23 protein-coding genes and 1 pseudogene are annotated in these 23,444 nt (G+C 50.7%); 15 read left to right on the plus strand and 9 right to left on the minus strand.

Features of this window, described 5'->3' with window-relative positions:
* Positions 1 to 70: 70 nt before the first annotated feature.
* The gene (locus CMR03_RS19715) at positions 71 to 1,039 is read left to right on the plus strand and encodes a D-2-hydroxyacid dehydrogenase family protein (RefSeq protein ID WP_063879199.1); all 969 of its coding nucleotides are present in this window, start codon (positions 71 to 73) and stop codon (positions 1,037 to 1,039) included.
* Between the two features lie 208 nt (positions 1,040 to 1,247).
* The gene (locus tag CMR03_RS19720; protein WP_063879204.1) at positions 1,248 to 1,577 is read left to right on the plus strand and encodes a DHCW motif cupin fold protein; all 330 of its coding nucleotides are present in this window, start codon (positions 1,248 to 1,250) and stop codon (positions 1,575 to 1,577) included.
* A 240-nt stretch (positions 1,578 to 1,817) separates the two neighbouring features.
* Here CMR03_RS19720 and CMR03_RS19725 read toward each other — a convergent pair whose 3' ends face one another.
* Positions 1,818 to 2,441, minus strand: coding sequence for a pyridoxamine 5'-phosphate oxidase family protein (locus tag CMR03_RS19725; protein ID WP_063879205.1), 624 nt, complete (start codon positions 2,439 to 2,441; stop codon positions 1,818 to 1,820).
* A 434-nt stretch (positions 2,442 to 2,875) separates the two neighbouring features.
* On the opposite strand from CMR03_RS19725, the gene CMR03_RS25305 reads away from it, so the two are divergent.
* Together CMR03_RS25305 and CMR03_RS19735 are read left to right on the plus strand one after the other, a co-directional pair.
* Complete coding sequence (locus tag CMR03_RS25305; protein ID WP_158086992.1) at positions 2,876 to 3,139, plus strand: hypothetical protein; 264 nt, start codon at positions 2,876 to 2,878, stop codon at positions 3,137 to 3,139.
* Between the two features lie 884 nt (positions 3,140 to 4,023).
* Positions 4,024 to 6,081 carry a sensor domain-containing protein gene (locus CMR03_RS19735; RefSeq protein WP_063879208.1) on the plus strand — a complete coding sequence of 686 codons (2,058 nt, stop codon included), beginning with the start codon at positions 4,024 to 4,026 and terminating at the stop codon, positions 6,079 to 6,081.
* A gap of 379 nt (positions 6,082 to 6,460) precedes the next feature.
* Here the strand turns inward: CMR03_RS19735 and CMR03_RS19740 are convergent, their stop codons facing one another.
* From CMR03_RS19740 to CMR03_RS19750, 3 genes are read right to left on the minus strand one after another with little or no spacing between them, the layout of a single operon-like run.
* Positions 6,461 to 7,729 carry a cation:dicarboxylate symporter family transporter gene (locus tag CMR03_RS19740; RefSeq protein WP_096012417.1) on the minus strand — a complete coding sequence of 423 codons (1,269 nt, stop codon included), beginning with the start codon at positions 7,727 to 7,729 and terminating at the stop codon, positions 6,461 to 6,463.
* Between the two features lie 39 nt (positions 7,730 to 7,768).
* Complete coding sequence (locus tag CMR03_RS19745; protein ID WP_096012418.1) at positions 7,769 to 8,980, minus strand: aminotransferase class I/II-fold pyridoxal phosphate-dependent enzyme; 1,212 nt, start codon at positions 8,978 to 8,980, stop codon at positions 7,769 to 7,771.
* Positions 8,980 to 9,642, minus strand: coding sequence for an RraA family protein (locus tag CMR03_RS19750; RefSeq protein ID WP_096012419.1), 663 nt, complete (start codon positions 9,640 to 9,642; stop codon positions 8,980 to 8,982). Before CMR03_RS19750 ends, CMR03_RS19745 begins: the two co-directional genes overlap by 1 nt.
* A gap of 395 nt (positions 9,643 to 10,037) precedes the next feature.
* Here CMR03_RS19750 and CMR03_RS19755 point away from each other — a divergent pair, with 395 nt between their 5' ends.
* The 4 genes from CMR03_RS19755 (at position 10,038) to CMR03_RS25310 (ending at position 13,527) form a co-directional block, all read left to right on the plus strand.
* Positions 10,038 to 10,940, plus strand: a complete 903-nt coding sequence (locus CMR03_RS19755) for a LysR family transcriptional regulator (RefSeq protein ID WP_063879212.1) — start codon at positions 10,038 to 10,040, stop codon at positions 10,938 to 10,940.
* Positions 10,941 to 11,411: 471 nt separating this feature from the next.
* The gene (locus CMR03_RS19765; protein ID WP_096012421.1) at positions 11,412 to 12,149 is read left to right on the plus strand and encodes an SDR family oxidoreductase; all 738 of its coding nucleotides are present in this window, start codon (positions 11,412 to 11,414) and stop codon (positions 12,147 to 12,149) included.
* Between the two features lie 585 nt (positions 12,150 to 12,734).
* Positions 12,735 to 13,193 (plus strand): GNAT family N-acetyltransferase, encoded by a 459-nt coding sequence (locus CMR03_RS19770; RefSeq protein WP_096012422.1) that lies wholly within the window; start codon positions 12,735 to 12,737, stop codon positions 13,191 to 13,193.
* Between the two features lie 175 nt (positions 13,194 to 13,368).
* A complete protein-coding gene (locus CMR03_RS25310; protein WP_158086991.1) occupies positions 13,369 to 13,527 on the plus strand; it encodes a hypothetical protein in 159 nt (52 codons plus the stop codon).
* Positions 13,528 to 13,565: 38 nt separating this feature from the next.
* On the opposite strand, the gene CMR03_RS19775 is transcribed toward CMR03_RS25310, so the two are convergent.
* Positions 13,566 to 14,462, minus strand: coding sequence for a LysR family transcriptional regulator (locus CMR03_RS19775; protein ID WP_096012423.1), 897 nt, complete (start codon positions 14,460 to 14,462; stop codon positions 13,566 to 13,568).
* A gap of 375 nt (positions 14,463 to 14,837) precedes the next feature.
* Here CMR03_RS19775 and CMR03_RS19785 point away from each other — a divergent pair, with 375 nt between their 5' ends.
* From CMR03_RS19785 to CMR03_RS19795, 3 genes are read left to right on the plus strand one after another with little or no spacing between them, the layout of a single operon-like run.
* Positions 14,838 to 15,521: a nucleoside recognition domain-containing protein gene (locus CMR03_RS19785; RefSeq protein WP_096012425.1), complete on the plus strand. Its 684-nt coding sequence runs from the start codon at positions 14,838 to 14,840 to the stop codon at positions 15,519 to 15,521.
* Positions 15,514 to 15,981 (plus strand): YjiG family protein, encoded by a 468-nt coding sequence (locus CMR03_RS19790; RefSeq protein WP_063879222.1) that lies wholly within the window; start codon positions 15,514 to 15,516, stop codon positions 15,979 to 15,981. Before CMR03_RS19785 ends, CMR03_RS19790 begins: the two co-directional genes overlap by 8 nt.
* A 17-nt stretch (positions 15,982 to 15,998) precedes the next feature.
* The gene (locus CMR03_RS19795; protein WP_096012426.1) at positions 15,999 to 17,102 is read left to right on the plus strand and encodes a M20 peptidase aminoacylase family protein; all 1,104 of its coding nucleotides are present in this window, start codon (positions 15,999 to 16,001) and stop codon (positions 17,100 to 17,102) included.
* 456 nt (positions 17,103 to 17,558) lie between these two features.
* Here the strand turns inward: CMR03_RS19795 and CMR03_RS19800 are convergent.
* Positions 17,559 to 17,924 (minus strand): annotated as a pseudogene (locus CMR03_RS19800) (carcinine hydrolase/isopenicillin-N N-acyltransferase family protein); the annotation flags it as partial.
* A 473-nt stretch (positions 17,925 to 18,397) separates the two neighbouring features.
* On the opposite strand from CMR03_RS19800, the gene CMR03_RS19805 reads away from it, so the two are divergent.
* A complete protein-coding gene (locus tag CMR03_RS19805) occupies positions 18,398 to 19,978 on the plus strand; it encodes an APC family permease (protein ID WP_096012428.1) in 1,581 nt (526 codons plus the stop codon).
* Between the two features lie 70 nt (positions 19,979 to 20,048).
* Positions 20,049 to 20,222 (plus strand): hypothetical protein, encoded by a 174-nt coding sequence (locus tag CMR03_RS25315; RefSeq protein WP_158086990.1) that lies wholly within the window; start codon positions 20,049 to 20,051, stop codon positions 20,220 to 20,222.
* 70 nt (positions 20,223 to 20,292) lie between these two features.
* Here the strand turns inward: CMR03_RS25315 and CMR03_RS19810 are convergent, their stop codons facing one another.
* The 3 genes from CMR03_RS19810 to CMR03_RS19820 all read right to left on the minus strand — a co-directional run bounded on the left by CMR03_RS19810 (position 20,293) and on the right by CMR03_RS19820 (position 21,822).
* Positions 20,293 to 20,541 (minus strand): DUF2543 family protein, encoded by a 249-nt coding sequence (locus CMR03_RS19810; RefSeq protein ID WP_096012429.1) that lies wholly within the window; start codon positions 20,539 to 20,541, stop codon positions 20,293 to 20,295.
* A 278-nt stretch (positions 20,542 to 20,819) separates the two neighbouring features.
* Positions 20,820 to 21,254 (minus strand): bifunctional diaminohydroxyphosphoribosylaminopyrimidine deaminase/5-amino-6-(5-phosphoribosylamino)uracil reductase RibD, encoded by a 435-nt coding sequence (locus tag CMR03_RS19815; protein ID WP_063879233.1) that lies wholly within the window; start codon positions 21,252 to 21,254, stop codon positions 20,820 to 20,822.
* 172 nt (positions 21,255 to 21,426) lie between these two features.
* On the minus strand, positions 21,427 to 21,822 hold the full coding sequence (locus tag CMR03_RS19820; RefSeq protein WP_063879234.1) for a VOC family protein: 396 nt from the start codon (positions 21,820 to 21,822) through the stop codon (positions 21,427 to 21,429).
* Between the two features lie 561 nt (positions 21,823 to 22,383).
* Here CMR03_RS19820 and CMR03_RS19825 point away from each other — a divergent pair.
* Both CMR03_RS19825 and yajD read left to right on the plus strand, forming a co-directional pair.
* On the plus strand, positions 22,384 to 22,731 hold the full coding sequence (locus CMR03_RS19825; RefSeq protein ID WP_244181401.1) for a helix-turn-helix domain-containing protein: 348 nt from the start codon (positions 22,384 to 22,386) through the stop codon (positions 22,729 to 22,731).
* Positions 22,732 to 22,934: 203 nt separating this feature from the next.
* The gene (gene yajD / locus CMR03_RS19830) at positions 22,935 to 23,282 is read left to right on the plus strand and encodes an HNH nuclease YajD (RefSeq protein ID WP_063879236.1); all 348 of its coding nucleotides are present in this window, start codon (positions 22,935 to 22,937) and stop codon (positions 23,280 to 23,282) included.
* Positions 23,283 to 23,444 lie beyond the last annotated feature (162 nt).

Raw genomic sequence — 23,444 nt, forward strand, 5'->3', positions numbered from 1 at the left:
GTGTTTTAATGATGTAGGGCAGTTATCACCCGGTTGTTAAAAGCCAAATCCACTCTTAAGGCGCGTTCCCATGACGATACAGGTTTGCATTCCCGATGATTATCAGCTGGTCACGACGGGCCTCGACTGCCTGCAAAACCTTCCCCAATTTCACTGCACTGCCGTTGGGGATATCAGCCGGGATTCCGGCGCGGATGACGCGCTGGCAAGTGCCCAGGCCTTGATCCTGATCCGTGAGCGCACCACCGTCGACGACGCCTTTTTACAGCGCACGCCAAATCTGAAGCTCATCAGCCAGACCGGCAAAATCGCCCGCAATATCGATCTCGCGGCCTGTTCACGGGCTGGCGTTGCCGTGGTAGAAGGCGTGGGTTCGCCCGTTGCCCCGGCGGAGCTGACATGGCTGTTGATCATGGCGGCCCGCAGAAAGTTCGTGCAGGCCGTTAACGCCATGCGCGCCGGACACTGGCAGGCGGAACTGGGGCAGGGCGTGCACAATCAAAGGTTAGGGATTTTGGGCTACGGAAAAATCGGCAAGCGCATTGCGGCTTACGCTAACGCCTTTGGTATGCAGGTGCAGGTCTGGGGCAGCGATCGCGCCAGGCAGGAAGCGCAGCAGGAGGGATTGATCGTGCCTGCCAGCCGTGAGGCGTTTTTTGCCACCAGCGATGTGATAACCGTTCATCAGCGCTTAGTGGCAGAAACTCAGGGCAACGTTACGCTCGTCGATCTGTTGCAGATGAAGCCCGATGCGCTGTTTGTGAACACCAGCCGGGCAGAGCTGGTGGCCGCCGATGCGTTGCTGAGTGCGCTCCAGCAGGGCCATCCGGGCTTTGCGGCGCTTGATGTCTTTGAGGCGGAGCCGATTTACGACCCGGCGCATCCGTTATTATCGATGTCCAATGTGCTCTGCACGCCGCATATCGGCTATGTCGAGAAGGACAGTTACAGGCTGTATTTCAAAACCGCGTTCGACAACGTGGTGCGCTTTTTTGAGGGTGATACAAGCCATGTGATCAACCCGGATGTGCGGGGATAATTGGAAGGGCTGCGCCAGATCGTTACGTTAGCGCAGCGCAATTCCGTGCGGTTGTTAAGGTAAATAATAAATCTCTTAAGAAATATTAAGAGAAGGCAAAAAAATGAGTATTAATGAGGGTTTTTATTAAGTGAAAAGATAAGAAAGGTTTTTAATTTTTAAGGTTTAAGTTTGTTAAGCCACTCAACCTCGCGAATAAGGCATAAAAATGAAGATGGAAAACATCCCCTTTGGGATAACCGACTGGTCACAGATCGAGGAAGAACGGCATCCGGGGGAAAGCGGATTCGCGCTCTGGCGCGTGGCAACGTTTGGCGATATCCGGGTCAGAATGGTCGAGTATTCCCCCGGCTACGTTGCCGATCACTGGTGTATAAAAGGGCATATTCTTCTGTGCCTGAAAGGGGAGCTGGTGACAGAGCTGGATGACGGACGGACGTTTGTATTAACGCCCGGTGTGAGTTATCAGGTTGCCGACGATGCTGAAGCACATCGTTCAACGACCACGGCGGGAGCAACCCTGTTTATCGTTGACTGATGGGATTGGTAGCCTTATTGCGGGTGGGATGGATTTTTCATGCGATAGGGAGATTGAAGCGCGGTTTCGTAGATTAACTTGTTGGGGAAGGGTGCTTTCTGATGAGAAAGGCACCAGGGCGGCCTGATAAGCGTAAGTTTAGTGAGGTGGGGCTTATTGTCGTCGCTTACCGTTCAGAACGTAAATATGCGGACCTGCCGTGAAATCAGTGAATCCACCAGTGGTAATTTTAGTCAATGTTCAATAAAGCGTGTTTTTCAGCCTGTCCGGCAAGGCCTTATCGTATGCATCTCCATCGATTTCTGATTGTGAAATCATCTTCAGAATAGTGCCAGTGCTGGGTAGGGTTTTCCTGTCAATCTGAATGGCAGGATCCCATAATTTCGAGCGGATGATAGCCCTACTGCATTGAAACATTACACTCTGTACTGAAATACGTAACACTGTTTTAGGCAACTGGCCTTTCATTTCAAATTTTTCCAGTAGGGTTGGGTCTATTGAGATTTCAGCAGTGCCGTTTAAACGTATCGTTTCTCCAATTCCCGGCACCAGGAAGAGAAGCGCTACTCTGTTGTCTGTTAAAATATTACGCAGACTGTCAAGACGATTATTACCCCGGCGGTCAGGCAGAAAAACGGTTTTCGCATCATGAATATGCATAAAGCCGGCCGGATCGCCTCTTGGGGATATATCCAGCCCATGAGGCCCTGAAGTTGCAAGGACGACAAAAGATGATGCCTCTATAAAAGGGCGGTATGCCTGATGAATATGATCAGTAACTTTCATTAAGGAAGGTTTGGCTACAGCGTCGTAAAGCTTGTCCAACTCAAAAGTATCTCTTACCACCATGTCTTTATAAATCATCCTAAAGCTCCCTTCATTCAAAATGACAAATTTGCACGAGTTCTATGAATAAAACATGACGGATGAGCCAGAAATACGATCTGCCTGGTTTGAACCAGCCAAAACTTCTCTGATGTAATGTATATGCCTACAGCACGCTGGCGTTGCATAGTCATATTACTTAGGTGACTTCCGCTTCTGGCACTCAGCGGACATCAGATAGCTCCAGGTGGCCCTCCGCTGTGAGCGGAAAGCGGGCAATCAGCCTCAAAAGCTACTTTTTTTACTGCACCTTCTCTATGGTATAAAACGATGACTAGCCAGGTCCTGAGTCCGGACCTGACAGCAATAAGTTTGATCATTTACACGAGGTTCGATACTTGCTATATCTTATCTCACATCGGCGTGCACTCTGGCCTCTCTAGTCATTTCAAGCGCTTATAGAGGGTATTTTAATGAATCAGACCCACTCTGTTCCGGAAATTTATAATCCTGAAGTGCCCTATGCAGTAAAATGCGAGATAGTGACACAACTGTGCCGGGCACTGGCTTCCCATAAAAATATCTCTCCAGAGGATTTGAGAAAGTATCTTCTGGAGAAAACGCATGTTGATTTCGAAAATCTCGAAGGTAATCCGGTAGGCATGCTGCTGCTGTATGAGTACCTTTACTCTCAGCGCCCCACAGCTTGCGCCAGCGCTAAAGAAAACCTCCATTAAGAGCAGCCTCCAGCAGGGGGCTAATCGGTCCTGTCACCTCGCGCGCGAACGCCAGTCGTAGCGTTATCAAAATTCACAACTACCTTGTGCACTCCTGGCACGAAGCAGACGAGCGGACTAAGCAGAAAGTCCGCTATGAGCAAGAAGCGCATATTGCTCAAATCGGGATGTGCTCATCGGCGGGGGCTGGTCAGCCCTGTTAGATATCTAACCTGTACCGGAACAAATTCGTCTGAGTCTGGTGACGTTATTTATGCTCATTGTCTTCTGCATCACCGGTCCGGCAGGCGCCGGGCTGCCTCTGAAAGGTGAAGTGAGTATTTAAGCCGGATAGCCTTTAAGGCAGAAAAATCTCAAAATGGCAGCGGTGTGGCTGAACTCGGCGGGCCGTCCTGCCATAACCTGTGGCCAGGGCATCAGCTCAGCGCATAAGCCATTTGCAGAGCGTAAAAATCCTGAATAATCAATATGGTTTTGTCATACAGATGTGTACCAGGCACAGATGTACCTGACGTCAGTCCGTGTTAATTAACGGTGCAGGGTTCCTGACAGTGGGTTATTTACTCAAAATGACGGGCATGCATAACAGTTGCCTTAAAAAGCGTAATTCGATTATTTACATACTCAGAGATAAAAAGCGCTTAAACCCAAAATTTGAAGGTATGTTTGTAGCAATCGCGCAGGTGCCGACAGGTAGAGCCATAGGTGGTGTCATGAAGCCTGGTACTGGCTAAGGCTAAACAGAAGTGAATTAACGGTAGTCTTTATGCTTCAGGCTAAAGTTTTACAAAATTGTTTCTCGATATCAGGTGAGCGAGGCCGATACTCATTTTACAGGCAGGATCATCTCTGAGCAGGTCGATGAACTCATCAAGGACAGCCGCATGAAATCCGTAACCAATGACCAACTGGGGGCCGCCGTGGCCAGAACGTCGCTTTGCGCAATATACCTTCTTTCTTCAACCGGAGAGGTGATGAGCTGGAACCTTGGATGCCGTGAAATTAAGGGCTGGGAAAGCCGTGATATCAGAGGGCAACATATTTCGGTTTTTTACGATGAAGATGAACAGGCCAGGAACATACCTGAGGCCGATCTGGGGTATGCACGTGAGCATGGCAAGTTTACAGGCGAGGGCTGGCGCCTCCGGAAAAACGGCAGCACATTCCGTGCATCAGTCGAAATAGAATTTCTCAACCCATCTGAGGAAGAACACGCTGCTTTTATTAAAATCGTGCGGGACGTTTCGCATGATTATCAGGAAAGGGCGGCGCTACGCATCGCTCAACAGGTTATCCAGAAAAGGGAAACGGAGTTATCAGACACCAATAAGGTGCTCGACGCTGTGTTCTGCCACACGCCCTGCGCCCTCATTCTGTGTGACGTAAAATCGGGTGGCATAATACGCGCGAACCCGACAGCCATGAATTCGCCCCATCTGCAGGCGCTGGTATTGAGCGGTAATACCCTGACCGGTATCCCTGAGGCGCTGCCAGCCGATCTGAGTGCTGTGTTCAGGCAAGCCTATGATCTCCTTCCCGATGAAGGGTTCAGTGAAACTGTCTCTTCAGACGATACCGCACCGGAATTTTCACTGCGGATTTCTGCAGAAAGGCTGAATTCGGGCGGAGGAGAGGACTATCTTCTCTATACCATACTGGATGTCACCGCAGAGTATCAGGCAGCGGCAAGGGCTAATCACCTGGCACTGCATGATCCACTGACAGGGCTGCTTAACCGCCGTGGCCTGATGCCCAGGCTGGAGACGCTTCTGAGTGGCGACAGCCCCTTTGCCGTCATGGTCTCTGACATTGACCGCTTTAAAAGCATCAATGACGTTCTGGGCCATCCCACAGGGGATGCACTGCTTATTGATGTTTCAGCGCGGCTTCAGTCCGTCCTGCGCCCTGAAGATATCCTGGCCCGCACAGGCGGCGATGAGTTTGTTGCCGTCTTACCGGGCATAAGCTCAGCAGCAGAAGCAAGCGAAACGGTATCACGCCTCACCGCAGTGCTGAAGGAACCCTTCATGCTGAAAGGCCGCAAGGTCACGTCGGGTTGCAGCTTCGGAGTATGTCTTTTTCCGGGCTACGCACGGGATGCTGAAAGCATGTTATCGGCAGCAGATATCGCCCTGTATGCTGCCAAGTCAGCCGGACGTAACGGCTGGGTCATCTTTACAGATGAGCTTGCCAGTTCAGCGAAAGAGCGCTTCAGTCTGGAAAACGACCTGCGTGGTGCGCTGGAGAACGGTGAGCTTCAGCTTTTTTATCAGCCCGTTGTGTGCAGCGTAAGTGAAGAAGTCGTGTCATATGAAGCCCTGCTGCGCTGGCATCATCCTGTAAGGGGAAGCGTTCCGCCTGACGTTTTCATACCGCTTGCTGAAAAAACCGGACTTATCCATGATATCGGCGCATTTGCGCTTACGCGTGCCTGTACTGACATGGCAGGCTGGTCGGGACAGGCGCGGGTGGCAGTAAACATTTCGCCCCGACAGTTCAGAGACCCGCAACTGGCGAACAGAGTGAAAAACGTCCTGATTCATAGTGGGCTGCATCCCAACAGGCTGGAACTCGAAATTACCGAGTCCGCGCTGTTCGACAACCCTGAGTTCAGTTATGAAGTGATACGGAAATTCAGGGAGACAGGCATTGATATGGTGCTGGATGATTTTGGTACCGGTTTTTCTTCCCTGAGCCACCTCAGCTCCGGACTTTTCAGCAGGATAAAAATAGATAAGTCATTTATCAGCGACCTGCACCGGGATGCCGGAGCGGCAGCTATCGTCAGTTCCGTTCTTTCACTTTGTCGTCAACTAAAGGTTGAAGTTACCGCAGAGGGCGTGGAGACACCTGCACAGGCTGAGTGGCTCAGAAAATATGAATGTCCTCTGCTACAGGGATATCTCTTTGGCAGGCCGGGGCCTTACTGGATTCAGAAGTGAAGTCTTTGCCCTTATCAGAACCTGCCGGCGGCGCTTACATTTTGCGCCGCGGGTCAGGCTTTAACTGGAAGGAGCGTGTATGCCTGAGGGATCGATAACAAAAAACACATGCCTTCTTTTCAGGGATGCCATTAAGGCAAAGCTCCCGTCAATTGCTGTCCTGATAACTGACGGCCATACTGACAGGCGTGCCGGGCGGTGCGTTACACAACCTTTATAGGGAATGTTCTGCACCCGCATCGCCCGGCCATTCGGTAAATGCTGACGGCGTAGTTTGAGCTAATTTAAGGTCTGTGCTGTACGCCGTTCCCTCTTTATCGTCGATGTATGAATGTTTACTTAGCAAAATACGCCGTAAACCTGTCTGAAAGACTGAAATCTAAAGTTGTTTCACAGTTTCAGCGTAGCGTTTATCGCTGAACTTGTTTTCCCATTTGGCTATGACAATAGGGGCCAGCGTATTTCCCAGAACGTTAAGCGCCGTATTAGGCATATCCATTAAGCGGTAAACGCCGGCAATGAAAGCAATACCTTCTAACGGGATACCAGCACTAGAGAGCGTGGCGGAAAGAATGACGAACATAAAACCAGGAACACCGGCTGCGCCCTTAGAGGTGATGACCATCGTCACAACAAGCATCATCTGATCGGCAAGGGTCAGGTGAATGCCATAGATTTGCGCGATAAACAGCGTTCCGATGCCAAGGAAAAGAGAGGCACCGTCAAGGTTAAATGAATACCCCGTAGGAATGACAAACCCTGAAACCGTTTTATCGACGCCGAACTTTTGTGTTTTCTGAATCAGCTGTGGCAGAACAGATGTTGAGCTGGCGCTTGAAAAAGCAAGTATCAATTCATCTTTGATAATGCGGATAATGGTAAAAATATTAATGCCGACGGATCGGGCGATGAGTCCAAAAACAATAATAACAAACAGAATGGCGGTAATATAAGTTGTGGCAATCAGTTTCACCAGCGGCAGAAGAGACGCGACGCCGAAATCGGTCACCGTTACCGCTATCATGCCAAATATCCCGATAGGGGAATAGGCCATGATCATGCCTGTAACTTTGAACATCCCATCAGCAATGGCAGAAAAGAAATTGACCACATTCGCCTTTTTTTCATTTTCAAGCGAGGCAATACCAATGCCAAACATGACGGCAAAGAAGATCACGGGCAACAGATTGCCTTTGGCCATAGCATCAACAATATTCTCAGGGATAATGCTCAGGATCACCTGACCAAGCCCATGATTCGCTGACGCGGGCGTAGCGACACTGACCTGATGCTGCACCATCGAAGACAGGTCGGCCCCTGCGCCGGGCTTCACCATGTTTCCTACAATCAAGCCCACGATAATGGCGGTGGTTGTCACGCACAGGAAATAAAAAATGGTTTTCAGGCCCATTCTTCCCACCGCTTTACTGTCAGAATGGCCTGCGATACCCACCACCAGGCACGAAAAAACAACCGGAATAACGATCATTTTCATTAATTTAATGAAAATATCGCCGGCAGGCTTAAATATCTGTTCTATAAGCCACGCACTGTGCGCGGGATATAGATTAAGTAGGTAACCTATTACAATGCCTGCCACAAGGCCGACAACAATCTGCCATACAAGGGGGATTCCTGGCTTTTTCATTTAGTTCGTACCTGGTGTTGGTTAATAATAAAGAATCTGCTAACGAAGCAATGCAATGGCCGTTTTGAGTCGCCGGCATCCTTCTTCAATGACGTCAACTGAACTTGCGAAAGAAATGCGTAAGTAAGGAGAAAGCCCGTATGCTTTGCCTGTAACGGTTGCGACGCCTGCGTCACGTAAAAAATACTCCACGACGTCATCGTCAGAGGTTATACGGCTTCCATTGGGTTTTATTTTACCGATCAGCCCGGACACATTAATGAAAAGGTAAAATGCACCTGCTGGTGGGTTAAAACTAAGGCCTGGCAAAGTGCTGAGCAGTTCGACAATGCGCTTTCTGCGCGCGGTATAGATGGCGAGCATCTCCTTTACGGGCTGCTGATCACCTGCGAACGCCGCGACTGCAGCCGCCTGGCTTACCGAACTCGGGCAGGTGGTTGTCTGGGAAATCAGTTTGGTAATAGCGCTGGTCAGCCACTGTGGACCCGCGCCAAATCCAAGACGCCATCCGGTCATTGCATATCCCTTTGAGGCGCCGTTAATAATAAGTATCCGCTCTTTCAGATCCGGCGCGACAGCGGCCAGTGAAAGGTGTGTAGCGTCTTCGTATACAAAGTGCTCATATATCTCATCAAGCATAATCAGCACGTCAGGATATTTTCGCAGCACGTCGGCCAGCGCCATGAGTTCTTCAGCACGGTATACCGCACCGGTGGGATTGTTCGGATAATTAAGCACCACCCAGCGGGTGTTTGCCGTTATGCTCTCTTCCAGTTGCTCAGCCGTGAGCTTAAAGTCATTGGATTCATCACCCTCTACGATAACCGGTGTGCCTTCATTCAGAATGGCAAGGTCCGGATAAGATACCCAGTAAGGAGCATGAATAATGACTTCATCATTTTTATCCAGCGTGGAAGCGAAAGCGTGAAAAATGATGTGCTTTCCGCCGCTACCACAGACAATTTCGTTTAACTCATAGCGAAGCCCGTTATCACGCGCCAGTTTTTCACAGATTGCCTTACGCAGAACCACCGTTCCTGCTGCGGGAGTGTAATGCGTTTCCGAGTTTCTAAGGGCGTCAACGGTCGCTTTGATAATATGTTCGGGCGTATCAAAATCAGGCTCTCCGATGGTGAAATTGATAATATTAAAACCTTCGGATCGCAACTGAGTGACAAGCTCGTTCGCGGCAATGCTGGGTGATGGCTTGATGCTTTTTAATCGTTGAGACACTCGCTGATTCAGTTTCATCACAGGTATCCTTTTTCACGAAGCAGGTCTGTGTACCAGGTTTGATCTTCCTGGCCTGAAGCAATCATTTCCTTTACAGCCTCTTCCTTCTGCGCATGTTTTGCCGCCAGCCTAAGAAGTTCATCCTTAAATTCGTATGCAAAATTCACGATGCCATCTTCGTCCCCGATGATGATGTCCCCGGGGCAGATAACCTGACCGCCGATGCTCACAGGCACGTTTATTTCACCGGGGCCGGTTTTGAAAGGTCCTTTGTGAATGATGCTTTTTGCATAGAGAGGGGTATGTTCAAAAGAGGCAACATCACGGATGGCGCCATTGACAACAAATCCTGCGCATCCCTTGCGAAGACACTCAAGTTTAATCAGCTCGCCGATGATGGCGTTATTCGTATCGCCTTGTGCGTCAATGACCAGCACATGGCCTTCTTCAATCATGGTCATCGCCCGGTAAACCATAAGGTTGTCTCCGCCGCGCACCTTTACGGTCAATGCGGTACCGATAAGTTTTCCGGTTTTATTGAAGCGCTGCAGACCGCTAATACCGATATTTCGCGACATGTTGTCGCTGAGATGTGGGGTCACAACGTCTCTGAAAGATTCACGTTCAGCGCGTGTCAGTGGTCTGGCGGGCGGATTGATATGGCTTCCTGGGATGGACATAAATGGCCTCAGTGATTTTTAACATTAAATTAACAAACTGGTTATGTTTGATACTATCGGCCATGAAAGATTGTTTTTAGCGATATTTTGATATAGTTAATCAGTCCTTTTTTTCATGAAAGAAAGATGCTTCAGCTATAAATTTGATAAATATCAAAAACATATGGCATTAAGCGGTGAATGTAAAAGCAGTAAGCTCGCCTCTTTTATGGGAATAAAGGCGCTTTTCGACGAAGGCATACGAATTTCCTATGTCAGTTCTGTGATCTGAGCAGGAATTTCTCGCCCCTGCTATTAAAGGTCTCTTTTCACCTATAGCGAGGCCCCACCAGAGACGGGGTGCGGCTTTCGCAACATTCTGGACTTTTTATCGGTCGTTTTAAGAGGTAACCCAGGTGATAACATTCAAACAAATGGATGCGCTGATATGGATAGTTAATCTCGGCAGTTTTGAAGCGGCCGCGGAGAAGCTCAATATGACGCAGTCTGCTATATCAAAGCGCATACATGAACTTGAAGTCTCTTTTGATATTGAGGTATTTGACCGGTCGAGCAGAAATGCGCGGCTGACTGAGAAGGGAAGAGAGCTTCTTTTTTACAGTCAGGAGCTGGTAGAGAAAAGAAACCACCTGCTTGAGAGGATCAGCGACAGGAAGGTTCTGATTTCACAACTCCGGCTGGGTGTAACTGAGCTGACATCCCTTACCTGGCTACCCGAGCTGATTCAGCAAATCCGTGAAGTCTATCCCAGGGTACAGATAGTGCCTACCGTGGATGCCTCTCCCGTTCTGTATGATTCCGTCCAGAATGACAAGCTCGATCTGATTATTGCACCTGACATGTACGACGACGTTCGCCTCAACGCGTGCCTTCTGAGCAGTGTCGAAAATTCCTGGATGTCGTCGACAGCACTTATACCCGCTGAAGAGAAAATTGATATTGACGAAGCAGCAAAATATTCCTTTTTTGTGCAGGGTCCCACGTCCGGCACAGGTCTGATATATGAACGCTATTTTTCAATGCGCGGCATTAAATTTGACCGGAATATTGTCTGTAACAATCTCTTTGCCCAGATTGGGCTGACGGTTGCCGGTATGGGTATTACCTATCTTCCCCGAAAACCTTTAATGCCTTTGCTGGAAAAAGGGATACTCAGGGAGCTCGATTTCAAACCCAGGCTGCCTCTTGTCAGATACAGCGCAATTTATCGTGCCGATCGTGAACAAGGCATCATTCCTCATATTGCTGATATTGCCAGGAATTGCTGCAGTTTCGATAAGTTCCTTTTCGGTTTCTGAGTAACGTGCTGAAATCAGGTAACGCGATAAGCGATAAAAAATCAGTTTATCGCCCGCAGAAACCTGCACTTTCCGACGTCCAGAACGGCATAACACTACTGCACTGTGCACAGCCACGCAGCGACGCAGAAATCACCATGTGTAGTGCTGGGTATACGGACAGGAAGCGTGCCGGAAAAAGACGACTCGCGTCAGAAGCACACTGAGCGCGCATGCGCGGGAGACGGCAGGGATGTGATGTTTACCAGGATGGACATATTCAGTCGCGATGAGTAAATGTGTGCTGTTCACTCATAGTGGGCCTCACTATGCTGACATGCTCGATTGCAAATCCCTCGGGCAAACTATTCAACAGTTCGTAGTACTGTTTTTTGTATTCCTGAGATAAAAATAGCACTAATGGAAAGATGTCACTTCGCCTCCTCATGTATAGCTTGAACCACATAATCATTAGTAAAGGGATGCACAAATATGCTGAGAGGTAAAAGAGCGGTTATTACAGGTGGAGGCAAGGGATTCGGTCAGGCATTATGCGTATGGTTGGCGCGAGAGGGAGTCGAGGTGCACTTTAGCGCACGACGTGCAGAGGAGATACAAGATACCTGCAGCATCATCAGTGCTGAAGGCGGCACGGCAAACGGGTATATCTGTGATTTAACCCGTCCTGAATCTCTTTCTCAGTTTTCTTCACAACTGTTAAATTCAGATAAGCCTGTAGACATTTTAATCCTCAATGCTGCTCAGTGGCTGTCAGGGACATTAGACAATCAACCAGTTACAGAAATTATCAATACCGTCAGTTCAGGCCTGACAGGTTCTATTCTACTGACTCAGGCATTACTGCCTGCATTAAGACGTTCGGACAGTGCTGATATCGTCTCAATAATATCTTCATGTGGCATTCCGAATTTTACAGATTCAATTGCGCATCCCGCTTTTTTCGCCAGTAAACATGGTCTTAGTGGGTTTACAACAAAACTGTCCCAGCAGCTATCAGAAGAAAATATACGTGTTACCGGGCTGTACCCACCAGATTTCGAGCTGACTGGGTTAGATACGTTTGTCGATGATCAATCCAGAATGGGGGAGCGTCTGATGAATGGACGATCTGTTTGGGAGACGATTCACTTTGTGCTGAAACAACCTCGTAGTTGTCATATAAGTACAATCTACTTTCAGGGACCCACCCGCGAAGACCTGGAAAAGTAGTAGCTGAAATCCAGTGGTGTTACACAAACATTTAAACGGGCATTTTTCGCTCATGGCGGACATTGACTCGCCACAATGTGACAAATAATAACCCACCGCTATCATGATGATGCAAGGGTAATTAATGGCTAAGGAAAATCACGATAACGATTGAAGCAGGTATGCAAATTCATTACCGATTTTACTAAAGGTCTGGGAATCATCCGTATGTGCGACGCATGATTTTTACAAGAACAGGATATTCAAGTGCTGCGCCCGCTGATACTCCATAGCTATTTTCCTGGTTTAACTATTAGTATTGCTCGTGGATGCTGTGACGACTCTATCCTGGGTTGTACAGGGGTAAGCAAAAAACGTATTGAAATGCTATCTGTGGATACAGAACAACGCGGAAAAGGTATTGGGCATTTGATCTTGTCAGACAGAATTTAGTCCGCTGATCGCTCATAGCTGGCATCACCTACGGACAGTCCGCTTAGCGCCAAAAGCCTAAGCCGCAAATGGGTTCTCTGTTAAATACAGAAAGCCGTCCCAGGTGAACAGGCATGGTAGATTTAGCAGTTAAAACTAAATCGAGGATAGTGAATGTTCAGCATTTCAGAAGTGGATAAAAGTGATTCTGACCTGGCGTGGCTGGTCAGCGAGCTCGATGCCTTTCAGCGCGAACTGTATCCTGCAGAAAGTAATCACTGTCTGGATCTTTCAACCGTTAATGACGAGCAGCTCCGCTGCGTTATCGTACGTGATGAAGGCGGCGCACCTGCGGGTTGTGGTGCTTTGCTGTTTCAGGAAAATGGCTCAGCTGAGATTAAACGGGTTTATATTCGACCGGAATACCGGGGCAGGAAGCTCGGAGAGCGGATAATCAGCGCAATCGAGACGATGGCCTCAGAGAAGACTCCGTGCTTATTACGGCTTGAAACGGGGATTAATCAGCAACCGGCCATCGCACTTTATCGTAAGTGCGGGTACGAAATATGCGATGCATTCCCCCCGTATGCAGCAGATCCGTTGAGTGTGTTTATGTGCAAAGACCTTTCTTAACTTCACGTTTTTTATGCTACTCAGGAAAGTTATGCTCAAGGTGTTGGATACATATCATAAGTGACACGTCCGCTCCTCGCTCACCGCGACTTTAAATGCCGATAAGTCCATCTTCTGGCTGATGTCAGCCCGTCATACTGATGCCGAAGCCTCGATTCATCAACAGGCTGAGATTATGCACACAGGCATTTTGTTCCACCTTCAGCAGAAAGTTGACCGCCAACCGGTCTTTGTCAGGCCCGACGCTCACACCACTGGCGATGCCGTGCCTTGTGAGCGCATCTCTGTTACAGGCTACGCTCAGGATTTACCCATCCCGCATGACGACATTTAAAAAATCACGCCGCTCAACGCTTACGGGAGTCGCTATTTTTATCTGTCGCGAAACGCATTATGCAGAAGTCGCCACATATGATGGGCGGCTGGGGTAAAGCGCCTGTCTGAGTTCCGTAACAGGTGACACTGGGCGCTACTGGCGATCGGGTGGTCGAGCGGGACGGCGACAAGTGTCCCCTGACGAATGGGGTCGGCGGCGGCATAGGCAGTCATAAATGAGACACCTAGCCCCGCCTGGCTGAGGTTCATGGCAGTGGAGAACAGGTTGCATCGGTAGGCCGGGTGAAATTGCAAACCCTGGCTTTTGAACATGGCGTTCATGTGGCGCTGCAAGCCAAAGTTCTCCGTCAGAGCGATAAGCGGATGAGCGTTCAACTCTTCAATAGTGATGCTGGCGTGACCGGCGACAGGATGCTGTGGCGCGACCACGGCGCAAATCGGCCCCCACTGGAAACTGTGGCGCTTCAGTTCCGGTGTGCCAATCGGGCCAAAGGCGAGCGCCATATCGGCTTCGCCGCTGACAATATCGTTCATCATCTCCTGCATGCTGCCGACCACAATATCGACAAACACCATCGGGTAAGACTGGGCAAACTCGCGCATGACCCCTTCGATAAACGCGGTGATCAGTCCGCCGCCAATGCGCACCGAAAGCGTTCCGCCGCGCATATGGCGCAGATCTTTAAGCTGGCTCTCCAGCTTTTCGCGCCGCTGGCGGCTGGCAAAATAGTCCTCCGCCAGCAGCCGTCCCGCTTCGGTCAATACCACATTACGCCCGCGCCGTTCCAGCAAGGGAAGCTGTAGCGCACGTTCAAGTTGGGCGATCTGGCGGCTGACCACCGACGCGTTAACGCCAAGGATATCTGCCGCGCGGCGAATGCCGCCTTGGTTACCCACTTCATACAGGTAACCCACCTGTTTATCCTGGAACATCTGCCGCATTCCCTCATTACTGTTGACCTGAGAGCAACAATAACATCACTTGATGGCTATTTATCAAGCCGTTTAAATAGTGATAATCAAATTAACCGCCAAATTTGGTGCGTCAGTAAAAAAGAAAAAGGAAATCAGTCTCACTGCACCAAAAGTGCGCCCAGAAAAGGGGATAACGTATTTCATTGCGCTTTTACACACGCACAATGAAATAATTTTCCCGCTAATGCGCTTGAATTTCTCGCTATTTTTCGGGAAGGGTTTTTATTGCAAAAATCAGCCTGGTGAAAGGCGTTTATTTTACGGCTGGGCTATTCAGGCATGGATCCTGCTTAGTATCAGGACTTTTCCATTATACATGTAAAGAGAGATGATATGAGCGAATCAAAAACACTGAAGCAGCCAGAAAAAGAGGCAGCAGAGGAGTGGAAAGTGGGGCCTGGCGCATGGATTTCACTGGTCATTGTGCTGCTGGTCTTCTCCGGCTTCTTTTTTAAAGTGGATGACATGGCCTGGCTGGGCGCGTTCGATTTCACCACGCTTGGCGGCGCGTTCGGCACGATGAAGACGCCGGAAACCAACACCTTTATCGGCAGCGGCGGCCTGAGCGCCAAAGCCGGTTTTCTTTTTGCGCTCTCGCTGGTGCCAACGGTGATGCTGGCGCTCGGCCTGCTGGAAATATTCACCCATTACGGTGCGATCCGTGCGGCGCATAAATTACTCACGCCGCTGTTAAAACCGCTGCTCGGCATTCCAGGTTACACCGGTCTGGCATTAATTACCGATCTGCAAAGTACCGATGCCGGTGCGGCATTAACGAAAGAACTCTATGACAGCGAAAAGATCACCCGCAAAGATGTGGTGATTATGGGGTCATGGCAGTATTCCGGTGCCGGGTTGATTAATAACTATTTTTCCATCGGATCGGCAATGTTTGCTTCCTTAACCATCCCGATCATTATTCCGCTGGTTTTAATGTTTGTCCTGAAATTCGTTGGCGCAGCCGTGGTTCGCCTGGCATTAAATACTGTTTATAAGCGAGATTTCGACAATGAGTAATCAAGCAAAAGTCTCCAGTAATCCGTTTGATATTTTCGTTATTGGCGCGCGCAAGGGTTTTCATATCGCCATTAATAATTTGATGCCGAATGTATTAATGGCCTATGTGATCGCCGAAATGCTCAATTTACTGGGCGTGATGCAGATTATTGGACACGTTTGCGCACCGCTGATGGGGCTTTTCGGCCTGCCGGGCGAAGCGATCACCGTACTGTTAACCGCCTGGCTCTCTTCCTCTGCCGGAACCGGCGTGGCCGTTAGCCTGCTGAGCAAAGGCCAACTTGATGTGGGGCAGATCACCATTCTCGCGCCCGCCATCTTTTTGATGGGATCGCAACTCCAGTACATGGGGCGCCTGCTGGGCGTGGCCGATGTGCCGAAGAAGTACTGGCCGTTACTGATGGCGGTCAGCATTCTCAATGCCGTAATCGCCATGCTGATTATGCGCGTTATTGCCTGAGCACTAAGGAGTAAGACGTGTCACGTACACTTGAGCACTTTAATTACCTGCACCAAATCCCGGAACTGGGGTTCGAAGAGTACAAAACATCCGCCTATATCGCGGACGTGCTGGCGGCGGCGGGCTACCAGGTTACGCGCAAGGTGAATAACACCACCGGTATTGTTGCCGTACTGGACAGCGGTAAGCCTGGTCCGACGCTGGCGCTGCGCGCCGATATGGATGCGCTGGGGCATATCATTGACGGCCAACATGTGGCGCGCCACACCTGTGGGCACGACGGCCATTCCACGGTCGTATTGACTACTGCCCAGGAGGTGATGGCGGAGGGGCTGGTGAAAAACGGCAAGCTGAAGTTTATCTTCCAGCCAGCCGAAGAGTTGGGCACCGGGGCGATTGCCCTTACCGAAGGTGGCGTGTTGGATGATGTCGATATGTTGCTCGGCTTCCACCTGCGTCCGCTGGAGGAGTGCCCGATGGGGCAGGCCGTGCCAGCGATGTACTACTCGGCGTCCGCCACCGTTGAAGTGATGTTCCATGGCAAAGCGGCCCATGCTGCGCGCCCGCACTTAGGCGTCAATGCGCTGGATGCCGCTGCCCATGCGGTGCAGGCGGTGAACGGCATTCATCTTGCACCGTCGCTGACATGGAGCGCGAAAGCGACGCGTTTTCTCTGCGATGCGGGCGTCACCAATTCGATCCCGGATCAAGCGCAGGTGTGCTGGGATCTGCGTGCCGCAGAAAACGAAGCGATGGATGTCCTCAAGCCGCAGGTGCTGCGCGCAATTGAGAGCAGCGCCGCTGCGTATGGCGCGCGTGCGGACATCCGCGTTCTGAAAGAGATGCCCGCCGCCATTATCCATGACGAGGCAACCGAGGTGATCGCACGAGGTATTCGCCGTGTGTTTGGCGAAACCGGCCTCACAGCGCCGAAATCAACGCCGGGCAGTGAAGATTTCTTCCACTATTTGCGTCTTCGTCCGCAGATCAAAGGCGGCTTCTGGGGGCTGGGCGCTAACCTGACGCCCGGCCTGCATCATCCGGAGATGCATTTTGACCGCGACGCGCTCGCGCTTGGGGTGAAAGTGTTTAAAGCCTGCGTGCAGGATGTGCTTGGCTGATAATCGTGGTTTTCAGCGTGACAGCCGCCTCGCGCTCGTCGGACATCGGTGTCGGAGAAGAGACAGACCTGACGATGTTGTCCCACGGCGTGCCGCCCTGACAAAAGCCGTGGTTGTGGCCCTTTTTGGTCGGCAAGGCCGCTGACTGTGGCGCGATCGCCAATGCGCCTTTCTGACCGGCTCTGGCGGTGTGCGGAGAGAAGGGGACCAGCCACCGCGCCGAACAGGGACGGCGCGGTGGCTCCGACTATCCCTGGCGTTAACGCTATCTGTCGCCGCCGTCAGTTTCACTCCATCAAGCTTCTACTAACCTTGATGTTCAGCCTGCTGATGGCGCGAATACAGCGGCAACATTGATCCATCGACGTTGCTTAAAACGCTCAGTCGCCAGTGCCACACTTTGCCTGCCGTCAGACCTCGCATTATCTCGCGTGCTGCCAGCCCGGGCGCAGCCTGTCATTCAATGCAGTACTGTCGCGCCGCATGGTGCCGATCCAGCGTAAAAACCTGCAAGGTCGTTTTCTCGTTATCCAGAATAAACACGGCCGTCGCAAGCGTGTTCTCTTCATCCGGATCGTCGGGTGACAGACGATAAATGGGCAGGGCAGCGTTATGTTGATCAGAGAGGATGGCTTTTGCCGCCGCGCCATCAAGGTGTGCCTGTGTCTCCAGCCATTCGTTTAAACGCTGCTGGCGTGAGCCGGAGCTCTCAGTAATCACCTGTTCAGTGGTAGCGAATTTTGCATGAATCAGGTGACTGGCATGGGCGAAGACATCGCTCAGTGGTGTGACAGAACAGCCGGAACCGGTCGCTTCCACGGTAACGCCTGCGCCTGGGCGGACAGCCTGTGAGCAGCGGTGGCGGAGGGTAAAAGCCGCGTGCGTTATTTTGCATGATGTCATCTATCGGGTCTTTGGCGATGCAGACCCACGAAATGCCGGTATCTGTTCAGAGGATGGCCGTATTACCGCGTTTTTTTGCCACGGTTTTGACAGCGGCCCGGCCCGAATATATGTCACAACTTTTGCACTGGTGACGGAATGTTTCAAATAGCGTCGCGTTGTATTTTCTGGATCATTGCAGTGCGCATTGCACCCTGATCTCATGCTTAATATCGCCATAAACATCGACGGATATTTTTATTTCTGTTTAAACGCCTTCCTGAAACCCTTATCTGTCAGGTTCTGTGATCCAGAATGTTTCTTACATAAACAGTTACGACAGTAAAATAGTGCTGGCACACAATATGCTTTATTCCCACGTACAACATCTAATAATCAGATAAGGGCATATCATGGCATCTACAGGTCTCAAAAAGAAATTAGGGTTGGTCGATCTGTCATTACTTGGCATCGGCTCAATGATCGGTTCGGGCTGGTTATATGCCGCGCTTAACAGCTCTGGTTATGCGGGCAGCCATACCGGCTGGGCATGGGTGCTGGGTGCCGTGATCGTGCTGATGATTGGCCTGGTTTACGCCGAGCTGTCCTCGGCACTGCCGCGCGCAGGGGGTTTTGTTCGCTATCCCAATTATTCCCACGGCAACATCGTCGGCTTCGTGATTGGTGTCAGTTCTCTGCTGGCTTATACCAGCACTGCCGGCGTCGAAGTGGAGGCCGTGCGTCAGTATGCAATCTATTGGTGGCCCGCGCTGGGGCACACGGACGGCAGCCCTACGGGGTTAGGGTTTGTTGTACAGATTGGGCTGCTGGTGGTGTTTTTCCTGCTTAACTACTGGAGCGTCAGCTTCTTTGGTCGCGTTAACACCATTGTCACCACCTTCAAATTTATCGTGCCGTTACTGACTATCATCACGCTCCTGCTTTACTTCCATGCGCCGAACCTTGATGTGCCACCGTCACCACCTGGCGGTGCACATGGCGTTTTCAGCTCGCTGACGGGGGCTGGGATTGTCTTTGCCTACCTCGGCTTTCGTCAGGCCGTGGATTTTGCCAGTGAAGCCAAAGATCCACAGCGCAACGTGCCTCTGGCAATTGGTATTGCCATTGCTGTCAGCTTCGTGATTTACCTGGCCCTGCAATATGCCTTTATGGGGGCAGTACCGGCCGATTTGCTGTCACAACATGGCTGGGCAGGGTTGAAGGAGGTATTCCAGTCTCCCTATGCCGACCTGGCGCGCAGCCTGGGGCTGACCTGGCTGATTAACCTGATTCTCATCGATGCGGTGATTTCGCCTGCCGGGACCGGCAACATCTATCTGGCAGGAGCCGCACGCGTGCTGTTTGCCTGGGCGCGTAACGGTCATCTGTTCAAAGTGTTTGGTGAAGTGGATGCAAAATCTGGCGTACCTCGTGGCGCGTTATGGCTATCGCTGGTGCTGGCCATTGCCTGGACGCTGCCCTCTGAGTTTCAGGTCTGGGGCGGATTAATTGGCGCAGTAACCTCGGCAACGGTCTTTACCTACATGCCCGGCCCGATAACCCTTGGCGCGTTCCGTAATCACCTGCCCGATATGCAGCGTCCGTTCCGTCTGCCTGTCGCGGCGTTTCTCAGTCCGCTGGCGTTTGTAGCCAGTACACTTTTGATTTACTGGAGCGGCTGGTCCGTGAATGAGATCCTCATTCCGATTCTGATTGTTGCCTGGGTCGCTTATGCGATTTTTGGTAAAAAGAACAGCCAGTTCAGTCAGGATTTACGGTGCGCATGGTGGCTGCTGGCTTATTACATCGCGGTAATGGTGATTTCTATGCTCGGTACCTACGGCGGAAGCGGGGCGATTGGTGCACCCTTAGATATGATCCTCATCATTGTCGCGTCTCTGGTCTGCTACTTTTGGGGCGTTAAAGCCAGCCTGTCGAAACCTAACATTACTGATGAGGACGATGAGTCCGCCTCCTTTGGCAAACACGCATAATAATGTTTATCGCCTGCACCTGTGCCCTGGCACAGGTGCTTTCCCGCGCGCCGGGAGACCGCATTGGCGCGTGTCGGCACTTGCCGGGCATGGCGCAGTCCTGTTTGGCAGAAAGAAGGCGGATAACGTGGTGTACATGCAGAGGGCGCATTATCGCTATGATCAAAATACCTGCGCATCAACCCGGTTAGCGATGGGAACGGGGGATTCCACGAGTGACGATATTGGGGATGAGCTGGTGTAAGGAAGCAGACTGGACAGGCCGTGGATAGGCAAAAAATGATGCACGGCTTAGCGCGCATCATGTATCGAAATTAGTCCTCGTTGCCCCACTGATTCAGGAAGGTCGCTATCTCATCAATGCGCTGTTCATTAATGCCCGCTTCAACGGCCATCTCTTTCTGCGCGTCTTCGCTGATTTCTTCATTATTCATTAAACGGCCAATCAGCAACTGGAAATAGTGCGCCAGCGCGTCACGTTCCGATTCGCTTACCGGCATTTCCGTTTCCGACGAATACTCATCGGCAATGTCATAATATTTCAGTGAGACTTCATTGTTCATATCTTGCCCTCAGGGTGACGACCTGTATTTTTTGACTGAATCGAATGGGGTAATCATATCATTCATATAGCGATTTTTCTGCCAGTTAGCGCTGTTGGGGCGGAAAAGTCAGTAGCACATGGGCATGAGCTTGTTTACATATGTGTGGCCAGGCACGGAAAAGGGGGGAAGCGCTGGATCAAGCGTGATGGGCGTAGTTATTGAAAAGGTCGATTGCTACTGAGAAGGCAGTACTGTCCAGGTCAACCAGACAGTGAGCCACCACAAAGTGGTGTTTATCATGAAGACTTATCCAGATAGGGGAAAAGAAACGTCTCGACCGCCTGTTTTCCGATACCTGATGTAAGGCTGATACCCGCATTTTTTAAAATATTGAGTCCCGCGCCTCTGTTTTTAGGGTGCGGATCTTCCATGGCAATATAAATGTGCCCCGGCTTTAGCTCTGCAAGCATTAAAGCACAAGAGGGCGTTCTGCCCTGAAAAGAGCAGGGTTCAAGAGTGACATATACTTCGCATTCGCTAATGGGGAATGTAAGCTTTGTGAGCGCATCGATTTCGGCATGGTGGTGGCCTGGTGGATGTGTAAAACCCTTAGCAACGACAACGCCGTTATGAACAATAACGCAGCCGACAGGGGGATTAGGTCTGCATTCTGGCAATGCCCGGCGGGAATATTCAAGCGCCAACATCATGAATTTGAGCTTTTCTTCCATATGATTTTATCTGTTGAATGTCTGGGATCTAAAACCAGCAATCTTTAAGGCTACTGTTATTAATGTCCAGCCATTTCGTTGACTCACCAACCGCGCTTAGTTCGGATGAGTGAGTCATTATTATTAATTTCTGACCCTGTGTTTTATGTTTAACAGGCAAACAGTTTGGATTTTACTTGTTCTGGTAAAGATCCCAACGGTTGCCATAAATATCTTCAAATACCACCACGGTGCCGTACTCTTCTTCACGCGGTTCCTCACAGAACGTCACACCTTTGGCTTTCATGGCATTGTAGTCGTGCCAAAAATCGCTGCTCTGCAGGAACAGAAAAACGCGGCCACCGCACTGATTACCAATAGCGCTCTCCTGGCGCTCATTGGAAGCACGGGCCAGAAGAAGATTGCAATCGCTTTCCGGATTGGGCGTGACGACTACCCAGCGTTTACCCGGCTGCGGTGTGTCTTCCACAAGCGTAAAGCCCAGCTTGTCAGTGTAATAGTCAATGGCGCGATCGTAGTCATCAACCACAATGGCGACATAACCCAGGCACCGTTTTTGGGTTCTCATTTTTTGCTCCGTCAGATTTCAGGTGAAGTTGCCCGATAAAGACATTTACCATAAACGGCCCCCTTTTTCTGTTGGGATCGTTTCACTCTGTTGAGGCCGAGTTAAACAAAACCCCAAAGTCCAGCTCACCCTGACAGCGATAACCGCTACTGCATAACCCGCACACGCGCTTTTACAGATGACAATCTCGTCAGGCTTAACTTCGGGGGTAATCATCGGCTCGACGTTTCACCCAGACTGACAGGGATATGATAAAAGCCAGAGAAGACAGGCTCGTCCAGCGCAGGGTCTTGATATTTTGTCAGGGTGAGCAGGTCATATTCATCTCGTCGCACCTCAGCCCTTGCAGGGAGAATTGACTGATATATCCTGGCCTTTAAAAGGGAACGTCAGAAAAAGCCGGTCTGTAGGCGCACTGAAGGGGAAAGGATCGCATCCTGCCGCTGAATGCTTGCTGCACGAAAAGGTCTGCATAATCACTACATATTGCGGACGTGCGGCGGGCAGTTTTTTGAGCCGTCGCTGCGCCAGCGGCTGGCGGACCTTGATAAAACGGCGAGTATGGCTGAAAGGGTACATTGCATCTTGCTGGAGAGTTTGCCTGCTGGCGAAACCGCAATGCAGACGGTCTGTCGCAAGCTGGCAGTCAGCTCCCGGACGCTGCAGCGCAAACTGCAGAATGAAGGCACCTCGTTTCAGCAGATCCTCGACAAGGTAAGGGAATCTCTCGCGATACATTATCTGCGCAGTACCGCTATGTCGGGTGCGGAAATTTTGTTCCTGCTCGGTTTTGAAGACGACAACTCCTTTGCCAGAGCGTTTCACGCCTGGACAGGAAAAACATCCCAGGCCGAACGAACGGCTGATTCGACAGAGGTTATGCCGCCTGCGGAAGATGAAAAAGATTAACATGGGTGCTTTTTGCCGGTGAAGCGGCAAAGCGGATATGACGGGCCAGACCGAAGGCCGTTTCTTTCTTCAGGAAGATATTTTACCCGTTCTGGCAGACTTACATCGCCAGACGGCCCCAGATCCCGTTAAAGTAGTCCGGCAGGCAGGTCAGCCTGCTCTATCACAAGTGAAAATATCTCATCATACAGGTAACGTCGGTCATGGCTTTGATCCCCAAAAACTATACGCGTCTGGAAAGTGGCTACCGTGAGAAAGCGTTAAAAATCTATCCGTGGGTCTGTGGGCGTTGCTCGCGGGAGTTTGTGTATTCGAACCTGCGTGAATTAACGGTTCACCACATCGATCACGACCACACCAATAATCCGGAAGACGGCAGTAACTGGGAGTTACTGTGCCTGTACTGCCACGACCACGAACACTCGAAGTACACGGAAGCCGATCAGTACGGCACCTCCGTTGTGGCGGGCGAGGATGCGCAGGACGATGTGGGTGCAGCCACCTACAATCCTTTTGCTGATTTAAAGTCGATGCTTACCAAAAAGAAATAACGCTGGGTACATCCTCTGCGGACAGATTTCGGCCGTCGTTATCAGCGAAAAGTGAAACCTGTCCCACGCCGTGAGCGGGGCAGGTGAAAGGCCGTCTGCCGTGCAAACAGGGCAGGCGGCGAGCCTTTATTGCCTCTTTTTCATGCAGGGCATTGTTGCCCG

This window comes from Pantoea allii (genome assembly GCF_002307475.1).
In the GTDB taxonomy this organism is placed as follows: domain Bacteria; phylum Pseudomonadota; class Gammaproteobacteria; order Enterobacterales; family Enterobacteriaceae; genus Pantoea; species Pantoea allii.

Coding starts and splice junctions, on each gene's coding strand:
- CMR03_RS19715 (WP_063879199.1), top strand. CDS start 71: ATGACGATACAGGTTTGCATTCCCGATGATTATCAGCTGGTCACGACG.
- CMR03_RS19720 (WP_063879204.1), top strand. CDS start 1,248: ATGAAGATGGAAAACATCCCCTTTGGGATAACCGACTGGTCACAGATC.
- CMR03_RS19725 (WP_063879205.1), bottom strand. CDS start 2,441: ATGATTTATAAAGACATGGTGGTAAGAGATACTTTTGAGTTGGACAAG.
- CMR03_RS25305 (WP_158086992.1), top strand. CDS start 2,876: ATGAATCAGACCCACTCTGTTCCGGAAATTTATAATCCTGAAGTGCCC.
- CMR03_RS19735 (WP_063879208.1), top strand. CDS start 4,024: ATGAAATCCGTAACCAATGACCAACTGGGGGCCGCCGTGGCCAGAACG.
- CMR03_RS19740 (WP_096012417.1), bottom strand. CDS start 7,729: ATGAAAAAGCCAGGAATCCCCCTTGTATGGCAGATTGTTGTCGGCCTT.
- CMR03_RS19745 (WP_096012418.1), bottom strand. CDS start 8,980: ATGAAACTGAATCAGCGAGTGTCTCAACGATTAAAAAGCATCAAGCCA.
- CMR03_RS19750 (WP_096012419.1), bottom strand. CDS start 9,642: ATGTCCATCCCAGGAAGCCATATCAATCCGCCCGCCAGACCACTGACA.
- CMR03_RS19765 (WP_096012421.1), top strand. CDS start 11,412: ATGCTGAGAGGTAAAAGAGCGGTTATTACAGGTGGAGGCAAGGGATTC.
- CMR03_RS19770 (WP_096012422.1), top strand. CDS start 12,735: ATGTTCAGCATTTCAGAAGTGGATAAAAGTGATTCTGACCTGGCGTGG.
- CMR03_RS25310 (WP_158086991.1), top strand. CDS start 13,369: ATGCACACAGGCATTTTGTTCCACCTTCAGCAGAAAGTTGACCGCCAA.
- CMR03_RS19775 (WP_096012423.1), bottom strand. CDS start 14,462: ATGTTCCAGGATAAACAGGTGGGTTACCTGTATGAAGTGGGTAACCAA.
- CMR03_RS19785 (WP_096012425.1), top strand. CDS start 14,838: ATGAGCGAATCAAAAACACTGAAGCAGCCAGAAAAAGAGGCAGCAGAG.
- CMR03_RS19790 (WP_063879222.1), top strand. CDS start 15,514: ATGAGTAATCAAGCAAAAGTCTCCAGTAATCCGTTTGATATTTTCGTT.
- CMR03_RS19805 (WP_096012428.1), top strand. CDS start 18,398: ATGGCATCTACAGGTCTCAAAAAGAAATTAGGGTTGGTCGATCTGTCA.
- CMR03_RS19810 (WP_096012429.1), bottom strand. CDS start 20,541: ATGAACAATGAAGTCTCACTGAAATATTATGACATTGCCGATGAGTAT.
- CMR03_RS19815 (WP_063879233.1), bottom strand. CDS start 21,254: ATGGAAGAAAAGCTCAAATTCATGATGTTGGCGCTTGAATATTCCCGC.
- CMR03_RS19820 (WP_063879234.1), bottom strand. CDS start 21,822: ATGAGAACCCAAAAACGGTGCCTGGGTTATGTCGCCATTGTGGTTGAT.
- CMR03_RS19825 (WP_244181401.1), top strand. CDS start 22,384: ATGGCTGAAAGGGTACATTGCATCTTGCTGGAGAGTTTGCCTGCTGGC.
- yajD (WP_063879236.1), top strand. CDS start 22,935: ATGGCTTTGATCCCCAAAAACTATACGCGTCTGGAAAGTGGCTACCGT.